The sequence below is a fragment of the Nostoc sp. KVJ20 genome (assembly GCF_001712795.1).
Classification (GTDB): Bacteria; Cyanobacteriota; Cyanobacteriia; order Cyanobacteriales; family Nostocaceae; genus Nostoc.
In genome coordinates this window covers 19255-41719 of the sequence record NZ_KV757593.1, presented here as the reverse complement: position 1 = coordinate 41719, position 22465 = coordinate 19255, and the positions used below count along the sequence as shown (strand labels likewise).

General features: G+C 41.5%; 18 protein-coding genes. 5 read left to right on the top strand and 13 right to left on the bottom strand.

What is annotated here, in order from left to right; translation table 11 throughout:
- From A4S05_RS43155 to A4S05_RS44205, 12 genes are all read right to left on the bottom strand, one after another.
- On the bottom strand, positions 1 to 293 hold a 293-nt coding region (locus A4S05_RS43155), incomplete at its 3' end, for a leucine-rich repeat domain-containing protein (RefSeq protein ID WP_256090923.1).
- Between the two features lie 628 nt (positions 294 to 921).
- On the bottom strand, positions 922 to 1569 hold the full coding sequence (locus A4S05_RS10870; RefSeq protein ID WP_069069848.1) for a Uma2 family endonuclease: 648 nt from the start codon (positions 1567 to 1569) through the stop codon (positions 922 to 924).
- Between the two features lie 344 nt (positions 1570 to 1913).
- Complete coding sequence (locus A4S05_RS10865) at positions 1914 to 2318, bottom strand: VOC family protein (protein ID WP_069069847.1); 405 nt, start codon at positions 2316 to 2318, stop codon at positions 1914 to 1916.
- Positions 2319 to 2336: 18 nt separating this feature from the next.
- On the bottom strand, positions 2337 to 2933 hold the full coding sequence (locus A4S05_RS10860) for a MiaE family protein (RefSeq protein WP_069069846.1): 597 nt from the start codon (positions 2931 to 2933) through the stop codon (positions 2337 to 2339).
- A 930-nt stretch (positions 2934 to 3863) separates the two neighbouring features.
- On the bottom strand, positions 3864 to 5924 hold the full coding sequence (locus A4S05_RS10855) for a ribonuclease catalytic domain-containing protein (protein WP_069069845.1): 2061 nt from the start codon (positions 5922 to 5924) through the stop codon (positions 3864 to 3866).
- Between the two features lie 218 nt (positions 5925 to 6142).
- The gene (gene rpsR / locus A4S05_RS10850; RefSeq protein ID WP_012411240.1) at positions 6143 to 6358 is read right to left on the bottom strand and encodes a 30S ribosomal protein S18; all 216 of its coding nucleotides are present in this window, start codon (positions 6356 to 6358) and stop codon (positions 6143 to 6145) included.
- Positions 6359 to 6360: 2 nt separating this feature from the next.
- On the bottom strand, positions 6361 to 6555 hold the full coding sequence (rpmG, locus tag A4S05_RS10845; protein WP_069069844.1) for a 50S ribosomal protein L33: 195 nt from the start codon (positions 6553 to 6555) through the stop codon (positions 6361 to 6363).
- 43 nt (positions 6556 to 6598) lie between these two features.
- Positions 6599 to 7156, bottom strand: a complete 558-nt coding sequence (locus A4S05_RS10840) for an RDD family protein (RefSeq protein ID WP_069069843.1) — start codon at positions 7154 to 7156, stop codon at positions 6599 to 6601.
- A 146-nt stretch (positions 7157 to 7302) separates the two neighbouring features.
- A complete protein-coding gene (locus tag A4S05_RS10835; RefSeq protein WP_069069842.1) occupies positions 7303 to 9255 on the bottom strand; it encodes a DCC1-like thiol-disulfide oxidoreductase family protein in 1953 nt (650 codons plus the stop codon).
- A 259-nt stretch (positions 9256 to 9514) separates the two neighbouring features.
- Positions 9515 to 9787, bottom strand: coding sequence for a hypothetical protein (locus tag A4S05_RS44215; RefSeq protein WP_370684423.1), 273 nt, complete (start codon positions 9785 to 9787; stop codon positions 9515 to 9517).
- A 76-nt stretch (positions 9788 to 9863) separates the two neighbouring features.
- Entirely contained in the window at positions 9864 to 10112 is a 249-nt protein-coding gene (locus tag A4S05_RS44210; RefSeq protein ID WP_370684422.1) for a hypothetical protein, read from the bottom strand.
- Positions 10097 to 10351, bottom strand: a complete 255-nt coding sequence (locus A4S05_RS44205; protein ID WP_069069840.1) for a hypothetical protein — start codon at positions 10349 to 10351, stop codon at positions 10097 to 10099. The genes A4S05_RS44210 and A4S05_RS44205 overlap by 16 nt, the downstream gene beginning before the upstream one ends.
- An 879-nt stretch (positions 10352 to 11230) precedes the next feature.
- Between A4S05_RS44205 and A4S05_RS10820 the strand changes: the two genes are divergently transcribed.
- Positions 11231 to 11857 carry a hypothetical protein gene (locus A4S05_RS10820; RefSeq protein ID WP_069069839.1) on the top strand — a complete coding sequence of 209 codons (627 nt, stop codon included), beginning with the start codon at positions 11231 to 11233 and terminating at the stop codon, positions 11855 to 11857.
- 62 nt (positions 11858 to 11919) lie between these two features.
- Positions 11920 to 13203, top strand: coding sequence for a molybdopterin molybdotransferase MoeA (gene glp / locus A4S05_RS10815; protein ID WP_069069838.1), 1284 nt, complete (start codon positions 11920 to 11922; stop codon positions 13201 to 13203).
- Here glp and A4S05_RS10810 read toward each other — a convergent pair.
- Positions 13200 to 14432 (bottom strand): cysteine desulfurase-like protein, encoded by a 1233-nt coding sequence (locus tag A4S05_RS10810; RefSeq protein WP_069069837.1) that lies wholly within the window; start codon positions 14430 to 14432, stop codon positions 13200 to 13202. The two genes, glp and A4S05_RS10810, sit on opposite strands and share 4 nt — an antisense overlap.
- 274 nt (positions 14433 to 14706) lie before the next feature.
- Between A4S05_RS10810 and A4S05_RS10805 the strand changes: the two genes are divergently transcribed.
- The 3 genes from A4S05_RS10805 to A4S05_RS10795 all read left to right on the top strand — a co-directional run bounded on the left by A4S05_RS10805 (position 14707) and on the right by A4S05_RS10795 (position 22455).
- The gene (locus A4S05_RS10805) at positions 14707 to 14940 is read left to right on the top strand and encodes a DUF4327 family protein (RefSeq protein WP_069069836.1); all 234 of its coding nucleotides are present in this window, start codon (positions 14707 to 14709) and stop codon (positions 14938 to 14940) included.
- Between the two features lie 1021 nt (positions 14941 to 15961).
- Positions 15962 to 17293, top strand: coding sequence for a P-loop NTPase fold protein (locus A4S05_RS10800; protein WP_069069835.1), 1332 nt, complete (start codon positions 15962 to 15964; stop codon positions 17291 to 17293).
- Positions 17269 to 22455: a WD40 domain-containing protein gene (locus tag A4S05_RS10795; RefSeq protein WP_069069834.1), complete on the top strand. Its 5187-nt coding sequence runs from the start codon at positions 17269 to 17271 to the stop codon at positions 22453 to 22455. Before A4S05_RS10800 ends, A4S05_RS10795 begins: the two co-directional genes overlap by 25 nt.
- The last annotated feature ends 10 nt before the right edge of the window (positions 22456 to 22465 follow it).

The window sequence follows — 22465 nt, the reverse complement described above, 5'->3', positions numbered from 1 at the left end:
GAGGTGAGTTGTTGGAGACTGGCGATCGCTTCTGGCAGTGTCGTTAATTGGTTGCTGCTTAAATCCAGAGAAGTGAGTTGTTGCAGGCGGGCGATCGCTTCTGGCAGCGTCGTTAATTTGTTGCCGCTTAAATCCAAAACCTCCAACCATTCCAGTTCAAACACCTCAACAGGAATCTCTGTTAATTTTTCCTTGTCATAAATAAACCAATGATTACTTAAATCTAATTCTTTAAGCTGTTTATTTTTCGCTTCTCGGATTTTTTCAAGGAAACGTTGAGGCGTGTTTACCATACTGAGGTTCACCTGTTAACGAAAACTACATGTAATGCCCCTGATTCGCTGGACAATTTCGCAACCATTAATATTTTGCACTAATCCCAACAATCGCCAAAGGTTAGAAACCTCTGGTTGATAGCAAAAGTCCTCTTAAGAGGGCTAAATTCTTTCCAGGTTTGGGTTTTAGTCCACATTGAGTGGACTTTGGCTATGAGAAAGGAAATTCGAGTTCCAGGCAAAGGTGGGTGTTAATTAAGAATGCTGCAAGATATCAAAGCAATTTACTATTCTGTGTAGTACTACATGAGTCCTAATAATTTTTACTGAATCTAAAAAGAATTTATCATTACCAATGGTTCAGATTGGCTTGTCAACGAGTCTTTGATACTCATTAATGAGGTTTGGAACTCCATTAATGAGTCTTTGATACTCGCCGATGAGCCTTTGATACTCGCCGATGAGCCTTTGATACTCGTGGATGAGTCTTTGATACTCGCGGACGAGTCTTTGACACTCGTGGATGAGTCTTTGATACTCGTGGACGAGTCTTTGATACTCGTGGACGAGCCTTTGATACTCGCGGATGAGTCTTTAATACTCGCGGACGAGTCTTTGATAGTTCTTTTACTTCTTTAGCCGTTTTTTACACGACTTCTCCAGCCCGAAAAATCTGTTCAGCAGTTAAATTCAACTCTGGGAACGCTGGGGATTGAATGCGTTCCCCGCAGGGGTTGCCGCAGGCATCGCTTCCCCTAAATTGCCTAACTTGATACTCACCTTCAATCAATTGGTAAATCGAGATAGTTGGTTGTTTAGGATTGCCAATAAAGCGCCTACCACCTAAACCTAGATAGTCTACAATCCAGTATTCAGGTATTCCAACCTCTTCATATTTACCTGCTTTGGTAAAATAGTCGTCTCGCCAGTTGGTACTTACCACCTCAATTACTAAAGGAATTGATGCCGCTTGGCTTACAGTAGATTCTTTTTTCCACAGAGGTTCATTGACTAAATTAGAGTTATTCAACAACAGTACATCTGGTGAGTAAGCTGCTTCGCTCTGATTCGGTTTAACGAATGCTGTTTTGGGGATGAAATAAGGTAGTTTTAAACGTTTGTATTCTGTAACTATTTCCCCAACTAAAAATCCAACAATCTGTTCATGATCACCTGTGGGAGGAGCCATTTCTACAATTACTCCGTCATGCAGTTCATAGCGTCGTTGTGAGTTTTCTGGATACCAAGCGATAAATTCATCAAATGTTACTTGTTTGGTTAAGGCTTGAGTCATACTTTGCCTCTTTGCTTTATGTCAAATTTGACCCCTTTCCAAACTTCTCCCCGACACAGGAAAGGGTTTTTTCTCGTTTTCAAGTTCTGCCAGGAATGCAGTACTCTTTAAGGCTTATGTATTTTGTTAATTAGAATAAAGGGAAGAGTTTCCTGAATTGTGTTATCTGTCAAATCCAGGAAACGAAAAATTATATAATTTCCTAGGGGTAAAAATGGAAACAAAATATGTTGCAGTGGAGCGATCGCATTTTTGACGTTTAAAGCAAGGTAAAAGGGTGCAAAACTGGGGATCTTGTTTCTCACGAATGATTTGGGATTGCCATAGTTGTTAGTAGCGAACTTTTAACTAACAATTCCTAGATTGTTGTATATTTCGATGAGATTGCCATCAGGATCGCGAAAATAAGCTGTGCGGATTCCCCAGTCTGGGCGATCTTGTGGTTCTGTTACAACGATCGCATTCTGCGTTTTTACTTGTTCATAAACCTCATCCACGTTATCGACTGCGAAAATCAAGACAGTTTTATCTCGATTGACAACATACGAAGGTTGTTCGATTCTGGGGACTACTTCAGCCATTAATTCTTTTTTGAACAAACCCAGCTTGAGATATCCGGTATTAAACTCAGCATATCCGCTATCTTCATCGCCCCAATCGACATCAAATTTCAGCAGATCCCGGTAGAACAGAAAAGAATCTTTATAGTTGGAGACAAGCAGTCTCAGGTGTGTTAACTGAAGCTTCATATCTGTTACCTTAGTCTACTAACTGTGAATTCTAGGTTCTGGATGCAAAGTCGCTAGCAACTCGCTTTCGACAATTGCCAATTCATCAAGCCGTTGCATGACAATTTCTCGGTCGAAATAAGTAGCAGCTAAAACCCAATATATACCGTAGTGTCGCGCTTCGGATGCCATTAGCCCACGATAAAATTTTGCTAACTCTGGCTCTGGACAGTGAGCAGCTAATAATCCCAGGCGTTCGTGAGAGCGAGCTTCTATTAAACCAGTTACTAGTAAGGAATCCAGAAATCGCTCAGGTTCTTTGGGGCGGACTTGAGCTTTTAAACCTGCACCGTAGGGAGGCGGTGGTAGGGGAGCTAGGGGAATATTTCGGCGTTCTAACCATTGGTTAACTAGCTCAAAGTGTTCTAGTTCTTCGCGGGCGATCGCAGTTAGTTCCCGTACCATCTTAGTATTGGAAGGGTAACGAAACATCATATTTAAGGCCACGCCCGCTGCTTTGCGTTCACAGTGGGAGTGGTCGAGTAAGATGATGTCTAAGTTAGCGATCGCTTGTTCAACCCAAGCAGAGCTTGTGGGCTGTTTTAGGGCGTTGATAGTCGATAACTGAGTAAGCACAAAGTCACAAAACTCCAGAATTTAAATTTGGCTGAGTACCCTAACAAATTGATTTTAATCGTGGATGGGGCAATTTGTTGCTTTTATACCTTTTGCTCTCTCTCTCTTAGTCAGCACGTCATTGATTACCAAAAGCTGAAAATATCTCTAAATGGCTCTTATTTGCTGGCTTGTCCACGCACGAAATGCTTTCATTGTCGCATTCCTGCCATTGGTTTTACTCAACATCAAATATTCGGGAATCACTTTGCAAAATTGAGATGCTCCAATCATATTGGAGTACAATACTGCACGCTTTGTGCATTTTTAACTCGGAATAGGGTTTGGGAAAAGGTTAAAGGTTTTTTCTTTCCCCTTCCCCTTAACCGACAAGTATTGTATTGGAGTAGCTCTTTTTCTGTTTTTGTTAACTCAATTTTCACATATTTACAGAGATATAGGACTCATATCAATACTGTTCGGTTAAGCATTTTTAACTTGGAATTGGGTTTTGGGAAAAGGTTACTGGGTTTGGGTTAAAGGTTTTTCTTTCTCCTTTTCTCCTTCCCCTTTCCCCCTTAACCGAAAAGTATTGGGACTCATATTTTATTTCTGAAAAAACTCAGTACAACTAAGAAGCCTTCTTGACTGTTGCCTATTGCCTATTGCCTATTGCCTGTCTATGCAAATTAGTTCAGAAATAAAAGCGGATTCCTATAGATAAAATTGGATATTCCATATTCAGATAAGCAGTGCTTAAAAGTTTGCACTTCCTCTATGATTTCCTGAATATGTCTTTTGAGAGCTATTCTTGACGGAAAATAATTACAAAACCGGTCTGCAATACCTAGCAAAGTTACTGAAGTGTGATTTTCTATCCCTATTTCTCACTCCACGGAATGTGTTTCTTGAAAGAGGGCTATATGTTAACTCAAAGGATTTGCAGCAAGGTTAATTCGCCGCTGTTTGGGCTTCTTGATAAATTATTTCTTGAAACTGGATCATATCTTTTTGTGGATCGGCGTGGCTAACTTTCACTACTATCTGTTCGCCTAAGTTCACAGAACGTTTGAAAGTCATTGGTAACTGCAAGCCCAAATCTTCTAACAAAATTAGGGCTAAGTTGCTGTCTTCCCGCAACCACATCAACACTGTGACATCCCAAGTTTCCTCTGGATGACGACGTAAGTATTCTAGAGCATAATATCTATTAGTTTGCCGTTCCACCATCGTCAACTCTTGGGTGATGCTGGTGACAGTCATCATCACTTCTTTAAGTTGTTCTGCGGAAAATGGTAAAACTTCACCCCGCAAATGAGCTTTCAGTTGGAAGTGGGTAAGCAAGTCACTGTAGCGACGAATGGGAGAGGTTGCTTGGGTATAAGTATCCAAACCCAAACCAGCATGACGCAGAGGCGTAATGCTCATTTCACTCTTGGGCATACAACGACGCATGGCGCAGGCGCGAACGAATCCAGCCGGAAGTAGGAGTAATTCTTCGTCTGGGGGTAATTCCGGTTGCGGCTGACCGCGAAATGGCAAAGGAATGTTGTGAGCTTTACCATAACGAGCCGCAACTTCACCGGCAACAATCATCATTTCTGCTACCAGTTGCCGCGACGGGGAATCGTCCAAAATGTCAATGTTGATCTCGTCACCTTTGACTTTGATCGTTGCTTCGGGCATGGTGATGCTAATTGCCCCTTGGGCGTAGCGCCAAGCTTTGCGCCGCTGTGCCCAAGTAGCGATCGCTGCAATTTCTGGTTCTGCTTGTACTCGTAATTGCAGCATTTCATCTACATCTTCGTAGGTGAGGCGATAAGTCGGCTTAATCAAGCTGGTATGAATGCTGTAATCTTCTACTACCCCAGTACTACCTAAAATAATCCCGAAACTGAGGGCGCAACAAACCTTTCCCTGTATCAGACTCATTGGCCCAGTTGCCAATACCTCTGGAAACATGGGAATCATCCCCGTAGGTAAATAGACTGTACTACCCCGCTTTCTAGCTTCCAAATCTAATTCATCTTCCGGCACTAACCATCTAGTAGGATCGGCGATATGCGCCCAAATCCGTTCCCGTCCATCGGGGAGTACTTCCCAACTTAGACCATCGTCGATCTCTGTGGTAGTTTCATCATCAATGGTGTAGACCTTCAGGTGAGTCAGATCCAGGCGGTTTGCATCTGAGTCAATCGGTGGGAAATCCAAACGCTGTTGCGCCACTTCTAATACCTTATTAGGAAACTGAATCGGAATTGAAGAACGACGCAGGAACAAGTTTTCATAAGGACTCCACCAACCCAAATCTACCAATAATTGAAAGGCTCCTTGGGGTGTTGTGGGTCGTCCCAGCATGGTCATAGTTTCTAATACTGGAGCGCTTGGCGGATAAGCACGAGCCAAGGAGTCATAATTTACTCCCGTCCGCACGGTGTCAGCAAGTAGCGCTGCGTATTTTTCTAGTCCTTCTAAGCGCTGGCGATCGTGGCGCTGCCATTCTACTGCTTCACCTTTGAGCGCCTGCTCTACACGAATTAAAAATTCCTGCTGTCCCTTAGCTTTTAATGCCTCTACTTCCAGTTGGTGCTTGCGTTCTGCCACTTGAGAAGCAGTTCGGGCTTCATAAGCGTCTCCTTTTTGCTTGAAATAAAGTTTGTCGTCTGATAACAAGCAGTAGGCGGCGTAACAATGAGGCGCGGCTGATTCCGAAAATAGCAGATTCGCCATCAGGTTTGGGGTGACTGTTTCCCCATCTTCAACCAGTAATTCCCAAGCTACCTCTAAGCTAGATGGGTCTACATAAGGCTTGACCTGTTCCAAAAAACTGGCAATGTCAGAGGGCTTGTAAGTCTGTCCGGTAACTGTATAAGTTATTTGTCTAGGCGCGAGGCTGTGGGATTGACCACGTTCGTCTACCACAAACCAGCGGGTTTTACCGTCTGGACGTTCTACGATGCCCAGACGGCGATCGCCTTGAACCCTAAATTCAACTAGCGTCCCCTTCTCCACAACTCTCGCACTCTAATAATTTTAGATTTTAGATTTTGGATTTTGGATTTTATAACTGGTGTTAAATCCTAAATCCATCCGTTTTTCATGCAGCAACTATTTTACACTCTTTGATTCAGATTTGAGATTTTGGACTCACACAGACAAAGCTAAATATTTCTTGAGATACAGCTTCTCTTATATAATCCAAAATCTAAAATCCCAAATCTAAAATTGTTTTAGCCTTCCGCATTGATAAATGGCAACAAGGCCACAATCCGCGAACGCTTAATTGCTAATGTCAACTCTCGCTGTTGCTGAGATGTAAGCCCAGTAATCCGACGTGGCAATATTTTACCCCGCTCGGTGACAAACTTACGCAATAAATCAACATCTTTATAATCGATTGGTTCTCCTGGTTTGATTGGAGAAAGGCGACGACGGAAATAACTCATCTCTACTTAATTTCCTTGTGAACAGTATGTTTGTTGCAGTGGGTGCAGAACTTTTTCAGTTCTAGCCGATTAGTGGTGTTGCGGCGATTCTTGGTACTGGTATAACGGTTAACACCAGCAGAACGCTTATCTGGATTTGTCCGGCACTCAGTACACTCTAGTGTGATAATAATGCGGGCACCTTTACTCTTAGCCATAATCTTACAAACAGTGAAGCCTGAAGAGAATTAACACAAATGACTATCTTCTCACATTCTGCCGCATATTTTCAACTAATCTTTTGATTTTTATATCGAGCGAGTAGCCACGACGCGACGAAACGATGAAAGTTCCACAATAGCGATCGTGTAAAGCCTGCCGCATCTGAGCATCAGATAAGGCAGTCCCACAATCAATTGCTAGGGGAAGTACTAGCAGTATAGCAGTGGGATTGGCTCTAATATTGCTCAGGGCAATTGATACTAAAAGCGCACCCAAGCCGATGATTGTCTCTCGCTTCATCAGCGAGAGTAAAGCTGGAATTCTGCCCATTATTTCCCCATCTTCGACTTCCAACACCTTTAAGTCGAATGCCCAACGCCCTAAACTTTGCCCTTGATTGTTGTATACCACTAACACCCGCAAAAATAGCCAAAGTATGACAAAAACTAGGATTTGCACAAATTGAATACCGATATCACCGCCTCCCAGTAGGGAACTGACTAACCAGACACCAAGGAAATCAAGTCCCAATGCCATACCTCGCCGCCCAATTTCAGCCTTGGGATAGTGTTTTTGGGGAAGTCGTTCGATAGTCATACAAAATAGGTATTTTTAGTTAGGGGTTGGGAAATAATTGCTCCTGTTTTTAATATTAAGGTGATGACTTGGCTACTTGCAGCGCTAATGCATTCAATAGCTCTGCTTAACATTTCGTTGCCTACTTGTAAAATTTTCCCGCCAACTTACTCAGATGAGTTTAAAGTTAGTTCAAATATTAGCGATCGCTTAATCGGCTTTTCTAGTCGCTTTTGAGGAGCTTTCCATATTGTGTTTTCATAAAATTGAACTGACTTGGCTTGCTGGAAGTCGGGGTAACTACGGGTAAGCGCCTGCCAAAGTGCGCTGAGTTTTTGCTGTTTCTTAATTGGGTCGTGAGTTTTTTCAAGAATGGATTTAGTCAAACCGGTAAATTTATGAGGCGCGAATTCTGTTTTTACATCTTTTAGATTAAAAGGAATAGGTATAGCAGTTGAGCTTAGAGGGACAATTTCAAGAATTACTGCTTGGGGGCCTGAAAGTTTGGCAAATGGGGGATAAGCGGAAAAGGGCCAACCAGTGTAAACCCCAGCAAACCCAGTTAGAAGATTGCCGATACACAATGAAATGCCAACTACCATAAGTACTGCCGAAGAAGTTCGTGGTTGGTAATTTGGTCTTGAAATCTTAGAAATCTCTGCCTGATGCAGACTACAAGTACGAGAATCAGCAACACGCCGATAAATTCCTTTGGCAATTATTGGTATAGGCCAAACATACAGCAAAGGTAAGATTGGCCACAGAATCGGCATTCTCTGTAATAAGACACGATAGGCTAAAAAACCCTTCCAAGACTTTGTTTCGAGAACTGTGTGCATATCAGCCATCAGTGCCTGGGAGTCTAACCAAAGGAGATTGTGGGTGCTTAGAGCTTGATTATCCAAAGCATTGACAAATGTTAACCGTCCAAAAATATCAAATACTCTTAAAGTAGCAATTGTTCGACGACAGAGTTGGCAGTTTCCGTCGTAGACAACATACATATCTTTGGGGAAAAGTCGATGCCCAATCCCATGAAAAATAGCATTTAAATCAAAGAATGTCACGTAAACTTTCATAAGACTTACGAAGTTAATGTTCATTAACTGATAAATCATAGAATGAAAAGCTATTCCTGAAAAAGACGCTACATATCGAGTTCGAGGAAAGAATATTAGAATAATAAAAGACAATTCAAAAAAGATTGACCCAAAGGCTGACAGTTGATACAAGACCGGATATTGATCTAATCTAAATGCTGGTGTCCACCCGTCTAGTTCCAGCCATTTTTCATAGAGTCGATACTTTAGATTCTCGCTGAATGCCCAATCAAAACCACCAACAAATAATTTGTAAAGTCCTGGAAAAAGATAAATTATACCTAGTAAAAGCCAGATAAAACGTAACGGTAGTGCATAGGCTCTAGATAAACCAGGAGGCTCTAATTGACCGCGATCAGCCCGTTTCCAGGCCATAAGAATAGCATCTAATGATAGAACATCGGCACATCGACTAGCAGCTAAAATGGCAGCAAACCATAATAAATGATGGTAGTGATCTACCTTTCCATAAAACTGGGGGATACCAAGAACGTAGAAACAGAGGATTACGGTTAGCCATGCAGAGGTACGGGTAAAAAGTCCTATCATGGCTGTAAATGAACAGATTTTTAATAGTAAACTAGCTATCTGAGCTATTGTTGCATTTATTGGAATAAAATTAATTAGCCATTCTAAGCCAGCGGGCGGAAATAGAAGCTCTTTAGGTAATTGGCTAAACCATACAACTTGTGAAATATCGGAACTAAATATTATTTCAAAATGAATAATCCGAAATATAGCTAGGTTAATGGGATATGTTGCTCCTGCAAAAAACTCCCTAATTGTTTTGAGTGCGTAATCGCGTTTTTGAACTGCCAGCACAAGGAGTTGGATGCAAATGCCGCTGAAGATGGCTCTTGAAAGCAGTATTCTAATTTTCAGTTCATTGGGTAAAAGGACGTACGTCAACCAAATGGCTATGGCCCACAGAATAGCAAGTGATGAATGAATCAGTAAAAGAGTTTTATGCTGTTTATAAAATCTCTCTATTTTTAATTTTAAAGATACGTCATATATCATAAATTTCCTACCTTAATGGTTTAACAAGCAAGAACTCAGGAGTAATATTATATCCGGCTAATTTATAATTCCCGAATCATGCAGAAAGCCCAAAAACCCTTCCCTTCCCCTCTGCCCTGTGCGGTTTTGATGCTAAGTCTTTAAGCAGACACAATATCAGTTGCCAGAATTCGGAATTGAATTCTGTGCAAATCGGTCTTTTACTTCTGAATTCTGCATTCTTCTTCAATAGTTGTAATGCCTACTTCTGTTGGTTAACTTAACTGTTATTTACATTTTTGTGTGAGTCTTCGTCAGCATCAGTAGCTGACTGCCAGCGATTTTTGCTTACTCTGCGCTTTGCTCTGTTTCCAGACAACCACATCTGAAAGAATTTGAATAACCAATGCTTGCCTACTTGTATGCGATGTCTAAGAGTTGGCATTCGCAGTAGCAGATAAACTAATCGGCGAGTTAGATGTCCTATATATCCATTCAGATTAATAAAGCCGAGACTAGAAACAATCGCTGTGTTTATACATAAGGTGAGCATTTCTCCTAAATGTAGATAGTGAAAATGGCGCAGAGAATGCTTGGCAAGAGAAGCTCGGAGGTTATAAACAGCACAATTAGCCTGTTGACAAGCAGACTGAGCTAATAGACTGTTCAGAAGTTTCTAGATATCGCAGTTTTTTTTTAAGTCGGTTTGCATCAGCGAGTGTGCGAAAGGGTAAAGCATAGGTGGCAGCACCAGGAACAATGTCTAGCGAAGTCTCTCTTCCTACTGCCAAAACTAATTGATCGTAGTTTAATAACTGCCCTGTTTGCAATCGTAACTGACGATTGTCGAGATAAACTTGCTCTACTGACCTCGACAAAACCGAATATGAGTACCTGCCAGTAACTTGAGATAGGGAGGTGCGATTTCCCACTGCTGGAGTTCTTGCGTAACAAATTTATAAAGAAAGGGTGTAAATAGAAAACGGTCGTTTTTATCAATCAGAATAATCTGAGGTTTTAGCGATGTCTTCCAGGAGAATCTATCTAACTGTAAAGCAGTATATAGTCCACCAAATCCACCACCCAGAATATAAATTTGAGCAGGGGTAACATTCATGAAATTGATAAATGTAAATTACGATTTACCGCTAGATATGAAGTAGCAGTTAGCCCAAATAATTGCAGATTCTGATTTTTCAGTTTTTAACTAGTTTTTCATTTTTTAAAAGTTAAACCTGTATCGGTTAACAACAGTAATATTACCATACTTACTAGAATGACACTGATAAAAGGTAAAACTTTTGTCTAGATTAGTACCGCAGGGGGGAATTCGTAATTCGTAATGGGCTGCGCTCTAAGCGGAACTATACTGTAGGCTTTATGTAATTTGTAATTTTTATATCGCGAGGCTTTCATTGATTTGAAATGGGTGGTTCATTTCCGCCGTGCTGGACTAGTTGTAGGGGGTATAATTGTAGGTTTGGGAAGAATTGCGATTTTATTTTTGAAAATATCCTGAAGCTGAGAAGCCCGTGTGATCAGGATTTTATCTAAAATCCTGATCACAAATTAGACAGAATTACTGTATCGCGTTTCTTAATCAAATGATGTACATTATATAGCGGTTATCGATTGGATGAGAACACCAAAGTCCTTGCTGTCAAATCATTTCAGCAAACTTTTTGTATCCCACTGAATGTACACCGCTATAGTCCCCTCATTGCTTACTCTTAGCTGGGTAATTTTATACAAAAAAAGAAAAACATATAAGTCTTGATTTCTCTTTTTGTGGCATGGCTTTTTCCCGCTCTTCAAACCTCTCACCCACGGTGAGAGAGATTTTGAAACCCGGTTTTAGTTTCTCTCTGCCTGTATAGAATCACCCCTGCTCATCGCTTGCTCTTATGGGGTTGGGGTTCTTGTACCTTACTCAGCTGATAACCGCCATATTATATTGTTATGGCAACTCAATCTTAATTATTTTGGAAGTTTTACTATGACACATTTATTTGCTAAAATAGCTATTGGTATGGTGACGACTACTGCTTTAGCGTTAGCGATCGCCATACCTACTAACGACCTAGCTAATGCTGCTGAGTTCAACTTTAGCTGGGAAGGAGACACTGGTTATTCAGCTAAAGGTTCATTTAACTACGATACAACAACTGCTCCCAGCGTTATTTCTGAAGCAGGTTTGGGAGCTACGAAGAACTTGCAATCTCTATCAGTTTCCTTCTTTGATCCCTTGAGTAATCTCATAAATAGTTTCACTCCAGTGCTTAGTGGTGTATCCAACTACGGCTATTTGAGATTCAAGTTTGATAACACGACTGAGAAAATCTTTGGCCCTTTTGATGTTGGCAAGGATGATGAGCTACCTGGCGACACATGGCTTAATAATAATCTTGCACTCATAGATGAAGGTTTTAGTGATGAGGTTCTAACTAAAGAATTTGGTTTTAACAATAGAGATGTATCAGGCACAAAGCAAATACTAGATTTAAGCAACAATTCGGTTCGGGTATCCAAAGTCCCCGAAGGAAGCATAATTGTAGGTTTACTAGCAATGTGTAGTTTGGGATTTACTCTCAAGCAGAAATTCAATCCAAAATTTAAAATCTAAAATCTAAAATTGGTCAGTGTTACTTTACAGGGAATAAAGGTAAAAAGTCGGAGGCGATCGCTATGTTATCAGTCAGCGATGCAGAAGCAATTATTTTAAATTTGGTGCAGCCGTTAGATCATCAGCGGGATACTGAAGTTGTAGATTTATTTGCAGCCGATAGTCGGATTTTGGCAACACCTGTCACCAGTCCGTTAGATTTTCCCCATTGGGATAATTCGGCAATGGATGGCTACGCAGTTCGCTACGAAGATGTACAGCACTCTAACGCTGAACAACCAGCCGTTTTAGAAATTGTTGAAGATATTCCGGCTGGGTATCAGCCCAAGTGTACGATTCAAACAGGTCAAGCCGCGCGAATTTTTACAGGTGCGGTGATCCCAGCAGGTGCAGATACTATAGTTATCCAAGAGAAGACGCGTCGGGAGGAAAACCGCGTATTCATCCTGTATGCACCAAAACCACAAGAATTTGTCAGACACAAAGCATCTTTTTACCAAGCTGGAACACAACTATTACCAGCAGGAATTAGGTTAAATGCCCCAGAAATTGCCGTATTGGCAGCAGCACAATGTCCGCAATTAAGTGTTTACCGCCGTCCACGTGTAGCAATTTTTTCTACTGGTGATGAGTTGGTGACAGTTGATCAACCGCTGCAATCAGGGCAAATTGTGGATTCTAATCAATATGCACTGGCAGCTTTGGTGAGACAAAGTGGCGCAGAACCGTTAATTTTAGGCATTGTGAAAGATAATCCAGTTGCTCTGGAGAAAGTCATTACCCACGCAGTTGCGATCGCTGATATAGTTCTCTCTTCTGGTGGCGTCTCAGTGGGAGATTATGACTATGTTGACAAAATTCTCGAATCGCTAGGAGCAAAAATTCACATTCGGGCTGTGGCAATGAGGCCAGGGAAACCCATAACTGTCGCCACTTTCCCCAGTAGAAACGCGATTAATCCTACAGACGCGATGAATCGCGTCTCTACAAACTCCCCACTTTATTTTGGTTTACCAGGAAACCCTGCGGCTGTGCTGGTGACATTTTGGCGGTTTGTGCTACCAGCAATTAAGAAAGTTTCGGGAATTACTGAAAATTGGAAACCAGTGTTTTTAAAAGTGCGATCGCATGATGAATTGCGATCTGACGGTAAGCGTGAAACTTACCTTTGGGGTAAATTGCATTTAATTGATGGAGTTTACCAATTTCACAAAGCTGGTGGTAGTCATAGTTCTGGCAATTTAATTAATTTAGCTCAAACCAATGCCTTAGCTGTTCTTCCGGTGGGTAAAACACTAATTTACCCACAAGAAGAGGTACAAGTTTTGCAGCTTAGTAACTGTTAAAATATCTGCTCAAAAGCCTCAATCAAGCTGTTAACTTCCTCCAGGGTGTTGTAATGTACCATACTCACCCGGACTATTCCACCTTGGGATGCTAACCCCAAGTATTCAATTAGCCGTTTGGCATAAAAGTCTCCGTAGCGAATTCCAATAAAATGTTGGTCAATTTTTTCTGGAATGCTTGAACTATGTATTCCATCTACTATAAAAGATATAGTCGGCACACGGCATTGACGATCAGCCTTCGATTGACCAATCACTCGTACATTAGACTTGCTGTTGAGGTAATTTAGGAGGCGATCGCTAATCTTTTCTTCATGTAGGCTAATTAAATCAAACGCCTGCACCATTTGATTTCTCAAATCAGGTGCAGTTTCATTGCCATAGTGCAGTTGTGCTAATTCACTCAAGTAATCACATAAACCTAACATTCCATAACTTAATTCAAAATTTACATTCCCTAACTGAAATTTGTAAGGTATATCTGTCTGTTCAATAAAATAATGGTTAAGACCAGGCAATCTTAATAAATGTTCTTCTTTGCCATAAAGTAAGGCATGATGTGGCCCATAGACTTTATAACAACTCAAAGCATAAAAATCTACATCCAAATCTTGAACATCAACTAATCTGTGGGGTGCATAAGCTACACCATCCACACAAATCATCGCGTTGCGATCGTGTACAAATGCAGCGATTTCTTTAATTGGGTTGATGGTTCCCAGAACATTAGAAGCATGAGTCAAGGCTACTAGTTTGGTACGCTGACTCATCAATGGTTCTAAATCTGCTAAATGAAGTTCCAAGCTATCTGGGCGAACTTGCCACACTTTCACCTTCATTCCTTGTTTTTCAAGAGCGACCCAAGCACCAATATTAGCCTCATGGTCACAATTAGTAACAATAATCTCATCGCCAGGTGTGAAGGTTTGACCCAAACAAATTGAGAGAACTCTCAACATCATTGTAGTAGATGGGCCCATGACCACTTCTTTAGAAGAATTGGCATTAATGAAACTAGCCATTCCCCTAGTTGCTAGGGCTAATCGTTCTCCTGCAAGTTGAGAAACCCCATACGAAGCTCCCAACTGGACATCAGAACTTAAGAGAAATTCACTAATTCTATCTACTACTTTTTTCAGAGTTTGTGACCCGCCAGCATTATCAAAAAAAGTCCATTCACCAGCTAGAGCAGGAAAATATTGACGGACTTTATCAAGATTCAGGAGCATACTATTATAAGTCCTCTAGAGAATGTTCTTTACCCTAGCCTAGCTTTTGGCAAGTTGCCTAGATGTGCCAGCCTTCTTGCTCTGTAACAATCTATCTAGAGAGGGTATACTTGGAACCCCAAAGAGTATACTACTTACATATCTAACTTCCAGCAAGGATTAATGTCTTGATTCTTCACAATTCTCGCCAATTTTATTTGATAAGTTTAAGGGAGAGTCAAAGCAGCTATTGTTTTGATTCTTAATTCCTTGATTGAAAACAAAGGAACGACCTATGAAAACTACCATTACATACGACATCGAGGTTATCAAGGAAGAAGCACTTCAACTTGTCAAAAAGGGACTTATTAACCGTCAGCAGCCAATTTATACCCTCTGTAAATATATTCCTCATCGTGACTGGGTTAATTTTGAACTTGAGTTAGAAAAAAACGAATTTCTACTCAGAGATAGAATTATCGATCTACTGAATCACGAATCGTGGGAAGACGATTATGGCTGCATTTAGAAGCTGAACCCCCATTAGCAGCATCCCAATAAAATCAAAATTACAAATCAATTTTTCAGCATTAACAACCCTCGCATTCAGTCGGGGGTTATAAATAAGAGATTATTAAAGTAAGCAATAATTGTCTATTAGAGATTACAGTGTACACAAGTCTTTTAGAGGATGTTTAAAAAGTCTTCTAGTCGGTAGCAAAATGTTTTAGATCCCCCTAAATCCCCCTTAAAAAGGGGGACTTTTAGAGATTTTCCCCCTTTTTAAGGCTACGGTGTACACACAAGTCTGAAATAGCGGATTAACCAAGTTTTTACCCCACCCTAACCCTCCCCTTGCAAAGGGGAGGGAACTGGATTTTCTATTTCCCCCCAATGCATCGGGGGGATTAAGGGGGGTAATTAGACTTGTATGTACACCGTAGCCTTTTTAAGGGGGTTGGAGGGATCTAAAAGTGCCTAAAATTACAGCCAACCACTTTTAAAACATCCTTTTAGAAGTAAACCCAGAATCCGGTCGCGTAGTTCTAACTGCTGGGAATACGACGGTTTATTTTATATTAGTAATGTTAATAGCTCCTCCATCTGCGCGGCGTTAGTATTGGTGTAGCCTCTCCTAGAGAAGTTTGCCACAGGCATCGCTTCGTTTTCTGGCGCTAGCGTGTTTTTATCCCGCTTATGGTCTATATTACATGCAATTTTGTACCGCTATATATTTAATAGCGTTACAAAATTGTACTTGACGTACCTTTTTTTGTGCTGGATATTTTTAATATTCATAAGAGTAACTTATTTAATATTAGGGATTTTTGCTATTTGTACTTATAGTAGTATTTCTGCTTACTTCAACTAAAATATCAGGATTATTATGTGTCATATCAAACTTCAGATATGAACAATTATCCGGAATGCTGCTAGTTTAGTTAGTAGTTTGATTGAAATGTACTTAAATTAAGAGATAAATTCCCTAAAATCAATATATTTATTCAGCAGATTTTGTCATCCCTATTCCTGAGTGAACTAGATTAGTTATGCTCCTAGATTTAGAAAGATTTTATCAGGCTTGCAATCCGAGCAGACCTCTAATCATAGGAAACCCTAGCGATCGCCGATACTATATCGATTTTGCTGCGGTGCGGGGTGGTAAAATCATCGAAGCTTTACAGCGGACGATCGCGAGAATTTCGCCGGATATACCAACTTGTCAGCTATTTACCGGACATCTCGGCTGTGGTAAATCAACGGAGTTGTTGCGCCTCAAAGCTGAATTAGAAGTGCAGCAATTTCATGTAGTATACTTTGAGTCTACCCATGTCTTAGAAATGGCCGATGTGGATGTGACTGATATTTTGTTGGCGATCGCAGGTCAGGTAAGTGAAAGCTTAGAAGCTATGAGAATCAGTCTCAAGCCTACCTACTTTACCAAGTTATTTGGTGAACTTGTGGATTTTCTGCAAACACCAATTGACTTTGGAGTAGAAGCAGAGTTGTCTGTGGGGATTGCCAAAATTACCGCTAAAACTAAAGAAAGTCCCCAATTGCGGCGGCGGTTAAGAGATTATCTAGAACCCCGAACAGCAAATATTTTACAGGCAATTAATCAAGAATTGCTAGAACGTGCCACCAAGGAACTGAAAACCAGGGGAAAAAAAGGATTGGTGGTAATTGTTGATAACTTGGATAGAGTTGCAATTCGACCTTTACCATCGGGGCGATCGCTACCAGAATACTTGTTTATTCAGCGTGGCGAACAGTTACGCAAACTAAATTGTCATGTAGTCTATACTATTCCTTTAGCTCTGACTTTCTCCAACGATAGCGCCGAACTTCAGCATCGTTTAGGGGGAGGAGTCGCACCAAAAGTATTACCGATGATACCCGTGCGTCTACGCTCTGGCGAGATTTTTCCGCAAGGGCTAACAATGTTGCGGCAAATGGTGCTAGCTAGAGCTTTTCCAGACATTTTGCCAAGCGATCGGTTAGGCTTAATTACAGAAGTGTTTGATAGTCTGGAAACCCTAGATCGGTTATGCCTGATTAGTGGTGGTCATGTCCGCGACTTACTGGGGTTGTTATTTGACTGTCTGCGAGAACAAGATCCACCATTTGAACGGGAATGTGTCGATTTGGTGATTCAAAGACAGCGAGATTACCGAGCCAACGCCATCGATCCCCATGAGTGGGAATTAATCTTTCAGGTAGTGCAGCAGCAGAGGGTTAGAGGTGATATAGAATACCACACTCTATTGCGAAGTTTATTTGTATTTGAATACCGCGATCATCAGGGAGCTTGGTTTGCCGTCAACCCAGTTTTAGCAGAGACGGAAAAATTTAAATCATGGTTGAACGACACCCACAAGTAGATGTAAGAGTAGCTAACGAGCGAGCTTTGCGAAGTTTGGGGAGAGCAATTGCCCTTTCTAGCGGTCAATTCTCCCTGGTTTTGGTGTGCTGCAATTATCGAGTTTTGCAAGAACTTATGCTGCAACGACTCGAAGAACTCTCTTCAGGAGTACACCAAATTCAAAAGGTAGTTCTGCCGCATAATGCTAGAAGCCTTTACACAAGTATTCATTTACAACTGGTAACTGAAGCTAATCCGCCATCGGCGTTGATGATTTTGGGTTTAGAGTCAGTAGATGGAATCGATGATTTACTGAGGTCTATCAATCATATTCGGGATGAATTTCGCAAGCGTCACCCATTTCCAATGATTTTGTGGGTGAATGAAGAAGTGTTGCAAAAGGTAGTCCGTTTAGCACCAGATTTTGCTAGTTGGGCGGCTACACCGATTCGGTTTGAAATGACAACTCAATCATTGCGGCAATTTCTGCAACAGGAAACTGACTCTTTATTTGCTACGGTATTACCAACCGATACTGCACAACACCAACCTCCTCAAGTTGCAAAGCATTATTCCACTGTGGAGCAAGTCTGGAAACATAGTTATGAACTGCACTTTGCCATTAAAGAGTTGCACAATCGTGGTATTACCTTAGAGCCAGAATTATACGCTAGTTTAGAATTTGTTTTTGGTCTAGATAATTATATTAGTGATCGCATCAATACAGCTTTAAGCCATTTTCAGCAAAGCTTGCAAGTTTGGCAAAAGCTTGCGGAGATAGGGGATAAGAGAGCAGGGGAAGCAGGGGGAGCAGGGGAGGGAGAGGGAGTATTTTCTTTCCCTATGCCTCCTAATCGCCCATCTCCTCTACTTCTGCGACAGGGAATTTTGCTATTTTATATTGGGCTGTGTTATTGCCGTTTTGCAGAACAAAATCAAACAGAAAATCGCCGCCATTGGTACACAGCAAAATCTTATTTTCAGCAATGCTTAAATATCTTGCAGGTGGCTGGACGTTTAGATATAGTTGCTGGATTTATTAATCAACTTGCAGAGGTTTTGCAATATCTGCAAGAGTGGGAAGAGTTGCAGACTGTTGCTCAAAAGTCTTTGGAGTTACATCAAACTTATGGTAGTCAAATCCAATTAGCTTGTGACTACGGTTTTCTCGCGCAAGTGGCTGTGCAGCAGTCGCGGTGGGTACAGGCGAGTATCTTAGCACACGTATCACTGCTGAAATTAGGTGAAGCGCAAAAGCACAATGACCCTTATAACTGCTTATTTCCCTTACTGCTGGGGCAAATTTCTTATTTAGTATTGGCGAAAGCACAGCGAAATTTAGGTGAGCTAGAAGTCGCTCGTGAATATTTAGACAAGGCAACAAAAGAACTGTCATCAGCATTAGAAAGTAGTGCCCATCAATACGATGCCCATCGTTATATTCGCTTATTGCGGACACTGCGATCGCTATACTTTGAAGAAGGGCGCTATTTGGAAGCCTATTACATTCGACAGAAACGGCGTTCTGTTGAGCAGCAGTACGGTTTTCGGGCTTTTATCGGTGCAGGTCGCTTGCAACCCCAAAGACAGGCGACAAACCCAGCATTGATGTCACATTCTGGTAGCAGCAGCGTCGCTTTAGAAATTGCGGCTTCTGGTCGAGAGCGTGATATTAATAACTTAATTGGCAGAATTAGCCGCGCCGATCAAAAGTTGACGGTGATTCATGGTCAATCAGGGGTGGGTAAAAGTTCTACCGTCACAGCGGGTTTAGTTCCAGCCCTGCAAAATCGAGCCATTGGCGATCAAATAGCTGTGCCTGTGGTACTACAAGTTTATACCGATTGGGCACGGGAATTAGGCAAATCTTTGAGTGAGGCGATGTCTAGTGACGCATCCCTTGCCGTTTACGCTGATATCAAGCCAGAAGCAGCCATTGAAGCAGAGGCTTTGCCCTACTCTGAAACACCTATTACCATTGTCAGAATTTTACAACAACTCAAAGAAAATGCTGATAACCATCTGATCACAGTTATCATTTTTGACCAGTTTGAAGAATTTTTCTTTGGTTATAGCGATCGCAATCAGAAGCAAGAGTTTGATAAATTTATTAGCGATTGCCTCAAAATACCATTTGTCAAAGTCATCCTTTCCTTGCGAGAAGATTATTTACATCGGTTATTAGACTTTAAACATCTTTCGGCACTAGAAGCGATTAATAACAATATTCTCGACAAGCATATCCGCTATCAGTTAAATAATTTTTCGCCAGAATATGCCAAAGCAATTATCCGAAAATTGACCGAGCGATCGCAGTTTAATTTAGAACCTGCTTTAATTGATGCTTTAATCGAAGATTTATCTACAGAATTTGGTGAAGTTCGCCCCATTGAGTTGCAAGTTGTGGGAGCGCAAATTCAAGATGAACGCATTACTACACTAGAAGAATATCAGCCGTATAGACCGAACAAACTCATTGAGCGATATCTTAAGGAACTGATTAAAGACTGTGGCCCAGAAAATGAACGAGCCGCGTTACTCGTCTTATACTTATTAACAGATGAAAGTAACAACCGACCTTTTAAAACTCGTGCTGAATTAGCGGCGCAGCTAGCAGAGTTAGAAGATGCTGGCAAATTAGAGTTAGTATTAGACATTTTAGTGCGCTCTGGTTTAGTGGTTCTATTTCCAGATGTACCAGAACGCTATCAATTGATTCATGATTATTTAGTAGACTTGATTCGTTACCTGCAACAACAAGAATCTAGCTTACAAGTACAACTAAATCAGTTGCGTTATAAAGTAGAACAAAGTAAAGCTGAGATTGAGAGACTTAAGAGCGAACTTAGCCAAAATAAGCAGCGATCCAAATTGGTAGATTCTCATCCCCAACAGGGATTAGATTTATTAACAGAATTGCGGGAATTACACAAGCGGGAAGAATTGAGTCAATTAGAAATTGAGCAATTACGAGCTGAACTCAAAGAAAAAGAGTTAACAGCAAAACTAGCAGAAAGTCAAAAGAAACAAAGACTCAGTGAAGCTCAATTAAATCGTTCGTTGAAAATAGCCCTAACTGCTTCCGTTCTGGCCATATTAGGATTGAGTGTTTCTATAGTGACAGCAGTTGATAGCGAAATTAAAACCCTTAGTGCATCCAGTGAAGCCCTCTTTGCATCCCAAAAAGGTATTGATGCTTTAAAGGAAGGTTTAAAAGCGGGGAGAAAATTACAACAAACAGTCTGGGTAGATTCCTATACAAAAGAGCAAGTACAGACCGCGCTTTATCAAGCAGTTTCCGGGTTGAGAGAATATAATCGTTTCGACGGGCATATATCTGGGGTAAATAGTGCTACGTTTAGTAGCGTTCCCCCTTGGGGTTGGCAAAGCCATCGGTCTTTAATTGCCTCAGCTAGTGCAGACACTACAATCAATCTCTGGCGTCCCGATGGCAGCTTGGTCAAAACCTTGTCGGGGCATCAAGATGTAGTTAATAGCGTCAGTTTCAGCCCTGATAGTCAAATCATTGCTTCCGCTAGCCAAGATAAGACAGTAAAACTTTGGAGTCGAGAGGGTCAACTGCTTGCTACTCTTTTAGGGCATCAGGGTGTAGTGAATAGTGTTAGTTTCAGTAAAGATGGTCAACTCATTGCTTCAGCGAGTACAGATAAGACAGTAAAAATTTGGAGTCAGGACGGTAAATTACTCAAAACCTTGCAGGGACATAATGGTGCAGTTTTGAGCGTTGCTTGGTCAACTGATGGTCAAACTATTGCTTCCGGGAGTGCTGACAACACCATTAAGCTTTGGAGTCGGAATGGTGAGTTGCTCAAAACCTTCTCAGGGCATAATGATGCAGTCTTGAGTCTAGCTTGGTCAACTGATGGTCAAACTATTGCTTCTGCTAGTTTAGACCAAACAATTAAACTGTGGAATCTAGAGGGTAAGCTAGTGCGAACCTTGTCGGGGCATAGTGCTGGAGTTACCAGCGTCAGTTTTAGCCGTGATGGTAACACGATCGCTTCTGCAAGTACTGACGAGACAATCAGACTTTGGAGTTCTCAAGGTGTCCTGCTGGGAACCCTGAAGGGACATAATAATTGGGTTAACAGTGTCAGTTTCAGCCCAGATGGTCGTACCTTGGCTTCTGCCAGTCGGGATAAAACTGTAAAACTCTGGCGTTGGGACGATGTGTTACTGCGAAAGCCCAAAGCTAATGATGACTGGGTTACTAGCATCAGTTTTAGCCCTGGAGGTCGCACTTTAGCCGCAGCCAGTCGAGACAAAACTGTAAAACTTTTCAATCGAGAGGGTAAACTTCTCCGTAGTTTTACGGGGCATCAGGGTCAAGTTTGGGGAGTTAGTTTCAGTCCTGATGGTAAAGCGATCGCTTCGGCTAGTAAAGATAAAACAGTGAAGCTTTGGAGCCGCAACGGTAAACTGCTCAAGACATTACAGGGTCATAATGATACCGTCTTGAGTGTAGCTTGGTCGCCTAATGGTCAAATAATTGCCTCGGCTAGTAAAGATAAAACAGTAAAACTTTGGAGTCGAAACGGTATACTACTTAACACCCTGCAAGGACATCAAGATGCAGTGAATTGGGTAAGTTTTAGCCCTGATGGGAAATTGTTAGCCTCAGCCAGTGATGATAAAAACGTGAAAATCTGGAGTGTAGAGGGTAAATTACTATACACATTAGCTGGTCATAGCCGCCGAGTAAATGGGGTTGCTTGGTCGCCTGATAGTCAAAGCATTGCCTCAGTTAGTATTGATAGCACGGTGAAGATTTGGAATCGAGACGGTAATTTGCTAAGTAACCTTACAGGCGATGGTGATAGTTTCATCAGTGTCAGTTTTAGCCCCGACGGCAAGACTCTAGCAGCTAGCAGTGATGACAAAGTGAGGATTTGGAACCGAGAAGGGACATTACTGATTGCTTTGAAAGGTGATAAGCAAGAGTTAACCAGCGTTAGTTTCAGTCCTGACGGAAAGACTCTGGCTGCGGGTAGTGGTAATGGTACAGTGATTTTCCAGAATTTAGCAGATATCCAACTGGAAAAATTACTAGCACGGGGTTGCGATTTGCTGCATGATTATTTGCAGACTAATCAGAAGCTAATGAAAAGCGATGGCTCCGCCAACGCCAGGGGCGAACGCGCCTTATGTTCTGGTAGATGATGGAGAAATT

Coding starts and splice junctions, on each gene's coding strand:
- A4S05_RS10870 (WP_069069848.1), bottom strand. CDS start 1,569: ATGACTCAAGCCTTAACCAAACAAGTAACATTTGATGAATTTATCGCT.
- A4S05_RS10865 (WP_069069847.1), bottom strand. CDS start 2,318: ATGAAGCTTCAGTTAACACACCTGAGACTGCTTGTCTCCAACTATAAA.
- rpsR (WP_012411240.1), bottom strand. CDS start 6,358: ATGAGTTATTTCCGTCGTCGCCTTTCTCCAATCAAACCAGGAGAACCA.
- rpmG (WP_069069844.1), bottom strand. CDS start 6,555: ATGGCTAAGAGTAAAGGTGCCCGCATTATTATCACACTAGAGTGTACT.
- A4S05_RS10840 (WP_069069843.1), bottom strand. CDS start 7,156: ATGACTATCGAACGACTTCCCCAAAAACACTATCCCAAGGCTGAAATT.
- A4S05_RS10835 (WP_069069842.1), bottom strand. CDS start 9,255: ATGATATATGACGTATCTTTAAAATTAAAAATAGAGAGATTTTATAAA.
- A4S05_RS44215 (WP_370684423.1), bottom strand. CDS start 9,787: ATGCTCACCTTATGTATAAACACAGCGATTGTTTCTAGTCTCGGCTTT.
- A4S05_RS44205 (WP_069069840.1), bottom strand. CDS start 10,351: ATGAATGTTACCCCTGCTCAAATTTATATTCTGGGTGGTGGATTTGGT.
- A4S05_RS10820 (WP_069069839.1), top strand. CDS start 11,231: ATGACACATTTATTTGCTAAAATAGCTATTGGTATGGTGACGACTACT.
- glp (WP_069069838.1), top strand. CDS start 11,920: ATGTTATCAGTCAGCGATGCAGAAGCAATTATTTTAAATTTGGTGCAG.
- A4S05_RS10810 (WP_069069837.1), bottom strand. CDS start 14,432: ATGCTCCTGAATCTTGATAAAGTCCGTCAATATTTTCCTGCTCTAGCT.
- A4S05_RS10805 (WP_069069836.1), top strand. CDS start 14,707: ATGAAAACTACCATTACATACGACATCGAGGTTATCAAGGAAGAAGCA.
- A4S05_RS10800 (WP_069069835.1), top strand. CDS start 15,962: ATGCTCCTAGATTTAGAAAGATTTTATCAGGCTTGCAATCCGAGCAGA.
- A4S05_RS10795 (WP_069069834.1), top strand. CDS start 17,269: ATGGTTGAACGACACCCACAAGTAGATGTAAGAGTAGCTAACGAGCGA.